The organism is uncultured Succinivibrio sp. (assembly GCF_902756765.1).
Classification (GTDB): Bacteria; Pseudomonadota; Gammaproteobacteria; order Enterobacterales; family Succinivibrionaceae; genus Succinivibrio.
The window spans coordinates 1-2,890 of the sequence record NZ_CACVSS010000160.1; the positions used below are offsets into that span (position 1 = coordinate 1).

Here is a 2,890-nt window from a genome sequence, read left to right on the forward strand (position 1 = left end):
AGCTTTTCTCCTATACCTTCGGCAAAGCAGGTTGTCCCTTTTATAAAGATCGGAACATCAGCACCAAGTCCTGTTCCCATTTCTATAAGCTCTTTTTCAGAAAAATTCAGTTTCCAAAGCTTATTTAGCACAAGCAGTGTTGTGGCAGCGTTGGCTGAGCCTCCTCCGAGACCGCCTCCCTGAGGAAGAATTTTGTCTATGGAAATAGTGACACCAAGGGAACAGCCGGTTTTATCCTGTAACAGCTTTGCCGCTCTGTAAATCAGATTCTTTTTAACATCAAACCCAAAGTCTGTGGTTAATTCAATTTTCCCATCATCAGTGGTTTCAAAATGCATCATGTCACCATAATCCAAAACCACAAACAGTGTCTGGAGATTATGATATCCATCCTCTCTTTTACCTGTAATGTATAAAAAAAGATTAAGCTTACAAGGACTTAGAAAGTTATGTTTCATTTTTTTATTAATTTAGAGTGGTAACGCTGTTAACTTTTATTAACACTTTATTATTTGGGGCGATTATCTCAATGTCTGAAGGTAGCACAACCCCGCCTTTAAATGTTTTGTACTGCTTGTATGCAACCTCATACCCTTCTGAAAGGGTGGCTTTGTTCACATATCCGTGAGTATCGTATGAGCATTTGCCATCTGGAATTCCGAACATGATATCAGGAAGTTTTTCAACTGGAATATCAAGATTGAACTGTTCTTTTAGTAGAGCTCTTGCATTATCTCCGTTAAAATTTCTTCCCTGTACATCAAGGTAAGTTGTGCCGTTTGCCAGTACATCAAGTTTTGCATAGCGCATCCCCATAGGGCCTAAAAATTCTAACGAGAAAGCCTTATTTTTATAATGATAAACACTGTTTACCGCTAGTCTGCTTTTATTTTTTGTTGAGAAAAGGGCAATTTTGTTATTTTCTTTTAATTCATTGATCTTTAAAATTTTTTCGATTCGCTGTTCAGGTGTCAGTTTTGAAAAATCTGTTTCTTCAATTCCTGAAGAACAGGCATTGAGCAGGAATGCTGATGCACAGATAACATAAAGATAAAGTTTACTTTTTAACATTATGGTTTTCCTGAGCTTCTTTTAGAATATTGTAGATTCTGATCAGCTCCTGATGGGCAGAAAATCCCTTGAGGTTCAGATCGGAGGCAATAAGGTTGCCAAATCTTGCATTACCGTTGACGTGATCAAGGGCGGACTCAAAGGTTTCCTTTCCAAATAAAAGCTGCAGACCTTGCTGGTAGTCCTCTAGTTTTAGTGAGCCTTCAGTTTTACATTCAAGAATCTTGGTGATGCACTGGTAGAAGGCAATCTTATCCAACGTGAAATTAACCTGATTGAAAGAGATTGTCCACTGGGCATACTCAAGAGCTTTTTCGTGTTCTCCTGCTGCCAGAGCAATCAGACAGCGAAGCTCTCCCATACGCAGGCTCTCCCAGGCAGATTTGCTGTCAGGTAGAATTCCTAATAGAGGACAGACCAGAGCGTCATTATCGACATTTTCATTTTCCAGTTCATCCAGATAGCTCTTGTAGGTCTCTACGGATTCCTCTGTCTGAGGTAGAGATAGCAGTGCCTCCTGGAAATCAATGCCGCTGTTGGTGTTGTTGTAGATAAGATCATCTACAGGATAGATTTCTGACATTCCTGGAACAACAGTACGGTAGACGCAGACACCAAGGTAATTGTAGGAACGGACATAGATATCAAAACCAAGTTTTGCAATCATGTATCTTAATGCTTTGTACTGTTCCTGAGTATTGCCACTGAAATCCCAGGCTACAAAACGGTAATCTGGAACTTTTTTGAACATCTGCATTGGAAGAATACCGGTTGAGTCAACGAAATGACTTTCCAGATTAACTATGTCAGAAGTTCTTTCAAGATCAAAATCCGGGGCATCAAAGTTATCAAGATCGCTGAAGGTTCTACCCTGCATCAGTTCTGTCAGAGTTCTATCCAGCGCAACCTCAAAAATAGGGTGTGATCCGAAAGATGCAAAACAGGTTCCGTTGCTCTGGTTAAACAGTACTACACAGACTACTGGAAATTTTCCTCCTAATGAAGCGTCATAACAAACGGCAGTCAGATGATTGCCTTTGAGCTCTTGCAGGGTCTTATAGGATTTCTCGTATTTTGAGAGAATTTCATCTGGAATTACAGGAAGAGCGAGACCTCTTTTTATTACTTCTTTTTTAACATATCGCTCGATAATTTCTGAAAGCCCCTGTACCAGAGCTTCATATTCTGTATTTCCAGCAGACATACCGTTAGAGCCGTACAGGTTATCCAGAAGATTTACTGGGAAGTACACGACTTCACCGTTTCTGGCGTTTGTAAAAGGAATAGAGCAGACGCCTCTGGAGAACGATGATGACTGAAGGTCAACCAGATCCTCAAGATTTAGATCGGTATTCTCTGAATAGAACTTGCGCAGTGAGGCATTAAGTACATCTGTAGGAAGGCTAGGATCAGCCTGATCAATAACAGTCCATTTTTCATCTTTAAAATGAACGTATGGTGCATTGGAATTATCAAGTCCAAGATAGTAATCTGAAAATGACAGATGGGTTGCCAGTCTCTCAAAAAGCTCACCGTAGGCTGAAGCCCTTGCGGCAAGTCTGGATGAACCTTTTCCATTGGTATAGATGCAAGGAAGAGATGCAATTGCCAAGTGAACTGAATATACGTTATCTAGAGGATTTAACCAGTTATCTTCAACAACTTCTATATTCAGTTTCTTTAAAGTATCAGTAAAATGTTCAATACTCTGCTCTAAAGGAGCATCCTTACCAACAATGGTGGTCATTTTAAATCCTATCTAACTACATAAAAATAAACATGCTAATGATAGCACAAAGATTATTTTCTTTGCGCTTTG

Annotated in this window: 3 protein-coding genes; all 3 read right to left on the reverse strand. The window is 39.7% G+C overall.

Going from position 1 to position 2,890, the window contains the following annotated elements:
* Positions 1-458 (reverse strand): 4-(cytidine 5'-diphospho)-2-C-methyl-D-erythritol kinase (gene ispE / locus QZU45_RS11890; protein WP_295355570.1); only part of this gene is annotated, 458 nt, incomplete at its 3' end.
* Between the two features lie 7 nt (positions 459-465).
* A complete protein-coding gene (locus QZU45_RS11895; protein WP_295355572.1) occupies positions 466-1,071 on the reverse strand; it encodes a lipoprotein insertase outer membrane protein LolB in 606 nt (201 codons plus the stop codon).
* Entirely contained in the window at positions 1,058-2,818 is a 1,761-nt protein-coding gene (locus QZU45_RS11900) for a YcaO-like family protein (protein WP_295355574.1), read from the reverse strand. Before QZU45_RS11900 ends, QZU45_RS11895 begins: the two co-directional genes overlap by 14 nt.
* Positions 2,819-2,890: the final 72 nt, after the last annotated feature.

Bases quoted from the DNA above. Each gene is read 5' to 3' on its own strand.
- QZU45_RS11895 (WP_295355572.1), bottom strand. From the start codon at position 1,071: ATGTTAAAAAGTAAACTTTATCTTTATGTTATCTGTGCATCAGCATTC.
- QZU45_RS11900 (WP_295355574.1), bottom strand. From the start codon at position 2,818: ATGACCACCATTGTTGGTAAGGATGCTCCTTTAGAGCAGAGTATTGAA.